The 3350-nt window shown below is 62.5% G+C and carries 5 protein-coding genes and 1 pseudogene; all 6 read left to right on the forward strand.

Annotated features, from left to right (window positions below):
• Positions 1 to 263: pseudogene (locus tag A3764_RS24365) on the forward strand (thiosulfohydrolase SoxB); the annotation flags it as partial.
• Between the two features lie 254 nt (positions 264 to 517).
• A complete protein-coding gene (locus tag A3764_RS23100; RefSeq protein WP_067921151.1) occupies positions 518 to 862 on the forward strand; it encodes an ArsR/SmtB family transcription factor in 345 nt (114 codons plus the stop codon).
• The gene (locus tag A3764_RS26355) at positions 795 to 1094 is read left to right on the forward strand and encodes a DUF6691 family protein (RefSeq protein ID WP_322630180.1); all 300 of its coding nucleotides are present in this window, start codon (positions 795 to 797) and stop codon (positions 1092 to 1094) included. The genes A3764_RS23100 and A3764_RS26355 overlap by 68 nt, the downstream gene beginning before the upstream one ends.
• Before the next feature lie 2 nt (positions 1095 to 1096).
• A complete protein-coding gene (locus A3764_RS23110; protein ID WP_067921155.1) occupies positions 1097 to 2008 on the forward strand; it encodes an MBL fold metallo-hydrolase in 912 nt (303 codons plus the stop codon).
• Between the two features lie 14 nt (positions 2009 to 2022).
• Positions 2023 to 2409, forward strand: a complete 387-nt coding sequence (locus A3764_RS23115) for a rhodanese-like domain-containing protein (RefSeq protein WP_201722141.1) — start codon at positions 2023 to 2025, stop codon at positions 2407 to 2409.
• 78 nt (positions 2410 to 2487) lie between these two features.
• Positions 2488 to 3350: multicopper oxidase family protein (locus A3764_RS23120; protein WP_201722509.1), on the forward strand; the 863-nt coding region annotated here is incomplete at its 3' end.

Genomic DNA, 3350 nt, shown 5'->3' on the forward strand with positions numbered 1-3350 from the left:
ATGGCAAGGTCGGCGGGCTTGACCGGGTGGCGACCGTTCTCAACGCCATCCGCGCCGACCGGCCCGACGCCCTGCTGCGGGATGGGGGCGATACCTGGCACGGCTCGCTGACCTGCCTGCGCACCGCAGGCCAGGACATGGTGAACGTGATGAACGCGCTGAAACCCGATGCGATGACCTTTCACTGGGAATTCACGCTGGGCACGGACCGTGTGACCGAACTGGTGGAGGGGCTGCCCTTCGCGGCCAACGGCCTTTTCGATGTCCGGCAGGCGCGCTTCGGGGGCGCTCAGTGTCATGATGTGCGTCGCCGCCGACACCTTCACATCGTCAGCCGCGACTCCGGCCGACTGCGCCGCCCGCTCGATCTGCGCGGCATCCTTCGCGCAGTCCATACCGGAAACCCGGTAACGGACGGGCGGAACATCTGCCGTCGATCCGGCACTTTCGGTGTTGGCCATGGTCGCGCTATTCCTGCTAGAATGAATTGAAGAACAACGTATCAGCGAGGAGTGATATGGCCCAAATCGTCGATGACCGCAAGAGCGCGACCATCGAGCGACGGGCGAAGCTGTTCCGCGGCTTCGCGGACCCGAGCCGCCTGGCCATCCTCGGTGCACTTTGCAACGAGCCATTGGCCGTTCACGAGATCGTCGAGCGGACCGAACTATCGCAACCCAACGTCTCCAACCATCTGAGGTGCCTGCTGGACTGCGGGCTTGTCGCCAGCGACCGCGAAGGGCGCTTCATCCGCTACCGTATCAGCAACCCGCGCATCACGGTCCTTCTGAACGATGTGGACGCACTTCTCGACGTGGTCGCAGTGGGTGTTGAGGCGTGTGACAATTATCGTGAGGCGTAAAAGGTCGCAGTTTGATCTGCCGGACAGCACCGCCATAGACGCGCCGCTTCTGACCGGCGCGGCCATCTTCGGCATGGGCTGGGGCCTAGGCGGCTTCTGTCCGGGACCCGCTTGGACATCGCTGTTGATTGGATCGTCAGGCATCCTCATTTTCCTTCCCGCCATGCTGGTCGGGATCGTCCTCGCCGGTTTCGCCAAATCATCTTCCTCATTCGCAAGCAAAGGAGCGTAAATGTGGCCGAACTGAACGAGCCCATCGTCCGCCAATCCGCATCGACTGGGCCGAACAGCCCCGATGTCTGGGGCATCTACGAGCCCGACACCGGGTCGATCCAATATATCTGCGCCGATCCCGCGACGAAGAAGGCCGCACTGATCGACGTGGTGCTGAACTTCGATCCGGCGCGTTTCGCGACCGATACGCGCAGCATGGAGCAGGTGCTGGGCCTTGTGGAGAAGCACGGCCTGACGGTGGAATGGGTACTCGATACGCATCCCCACGCCGATCATATGATGGCGTCGTCGCACCTCAAGAAACGGACCGGTGCTGCAAACGCCATCGGTGAAAAGGTCCGCGACATCGCCGAACTCTGGCGCGACTACTACAACACGCCGGACGCCTTCGACCCCCACCGCGACTTCGACCGCCTGTTCGCGGACGGGGATACCTTCCGCATCGGCGATCTGGACGTTCGGGTGATGCTGTCCCCGGGGCATACGCTTGGGTCGATCACCTATGTCTGCGGCGATGCGGCCTTCGTGCACGACACGCTGATGCAGCCCGACAGCGGCACGTCCCGTGCCGATTTTCCCGGTGGCACCACCGAGGATTTGTGGAACTCGATCCAGGTGATCCTGTCTCTGCCCAAGGATACGCGGCTTTTCGTCGGTCATGACTATGGGTCCGAGGATCGCGACAGGCCGGAATGGGAAGCCTCAGTTGCCACCCACAAAGCCAAGAATGTCCATGTCAAGGACGGCACCGACAAGGCCGACTACATCCAGACCCGCGAGGATCGGGATGCCACACTGGACCTGCCGGACCGGATGCTCGCAGCACTTCAGGTCAACCTGCGTGCGGGGCAATTGCCCGAAGCCGAAAGCAACGGTGCGCACTACCTGAAAATGCCCGTCAACAAGTTCTGAAAGGAGAAAGGATCGTGAACAAGTCCATGAAAGACCTCGTCGCGGACGCAAGATCGCGCGTCGATGGAATCGCTCCCGCTGACGCGCACAGAGCGATGGCGCAGGGAGATGTCATCCTCGACGTGCGTGAAACGGCAGAGCTGAAGAGCGACGGCGCAATCGAAGGCGCGATCCACATCCCGCGCGGGTTGGTCGAAGCACAGGCCGATCCCGAGACCGGCAAGGCGAACGAGGCTTTGGCCGCGAAACGCGATGGCACGGGCCGTGTTCACGTTCTCTGTGCGTCCGGCGCACGCGCGGCCCTTGCCGCCGACAGCCTGCGCCAGATGGGCTATGACACCGCTGTAATCGAAGGGGGTCTGGCGGGCTGGAAAGACGCGGGTCTCCCGCTTCGGGCCTAACACCGGTGCGAGCGCTATCGCGATATTTGCTCGGCCTCGGTTGGGACGATGCAACCCTTCCAATGACGGAGTATCACTGTGAGACGCCGAAAGTTCCTTAGCCTAGCCGCAGCCTCGCTCGCAACCCCAGCACTTAATATCAGCCGGGCATGGGCCGCCGAACCCGGCGCGCCTTTGCCGATACCGGAGGTTATGGAGATCGGCCCCGGCGCAGGCAACACACTCGATGCGATACGCGGAACACGCGAGTTCACCGGAGGCGCGACGTCGGAGACCTGGGGCTACTCCCAGGATTACCTCGGACCGCTGCTGCGGTTCCGGCGCGGGCGCACCGCAAACATAAGTGTCATGAACCGTCTCGATGAACCGATCACTGCTCACTGGCACGGCATGCACGTGCCGGGCTATCTCGACGGTGGGCCGCAACTTGCTTTCGGCCCGGGCGAGACCTGGGCGCCGGAATTACCGGTCGATCACCCGGCGGCAACGCTGTTTTATCACAGCCATGTTCACGGGCGAACAGGCCCGCAGGTATATCGCGGGTTGGCGGGCATGATTGTCATCGACGACCCCGAGATCGACGATCCACTGCCGCACGACTATGGCGTGAACGATTTTCCACTCATCGTGCAGGATCGACGCTTCGATCGGTCAGGCCGCATGACCTATAGTCTTGGCATGATGGATCGGATGCATGGGTTCCAGGGGGACCAGATCCTCGTCAACGGTGTGATCCGTCCCAAGCTTACAGTTCCGGCGGGTCTGGTACGCCTGCGTATCCTGAACGCGTCGAATGCGCGCGTGTATGATTTCCGTTTCACCGACGGCAGGCAATTCCACCAGGTCGCGAGTGACGGCGGCCTTCTGGCCCGCCCTCTTGCCATGGCCAGCCTGCAACTCGACGGTGCCGAACGGGCCGAGATCGTGGTCGAATTCTCGGA

The organism is Sulfitobacter sp. HI0129, from assembly GCF_001635395.1.
Lineage (GTDB): Bacteria > Pseudomonadota > Alphaproteobacteria > Rhodobacterales > Rhodobacteraceae > Sulfitobacter.

Coding starts and splice junctions, on each gene's coding strand:
- A3764_RS26355 (WP_322630180.1), top strand. CDS start 795: ATGTGGACGCACTTCTCGACGTGGTCGCAGTGGGTGTTGAGGCGTGTG.
- A3764_RS23100 (WP_067921151.1), top strand. CDS start 518: ATGGCCCAAATCGTCGATGACCGCAAGAGCGCGACCATCGAGCGACGG.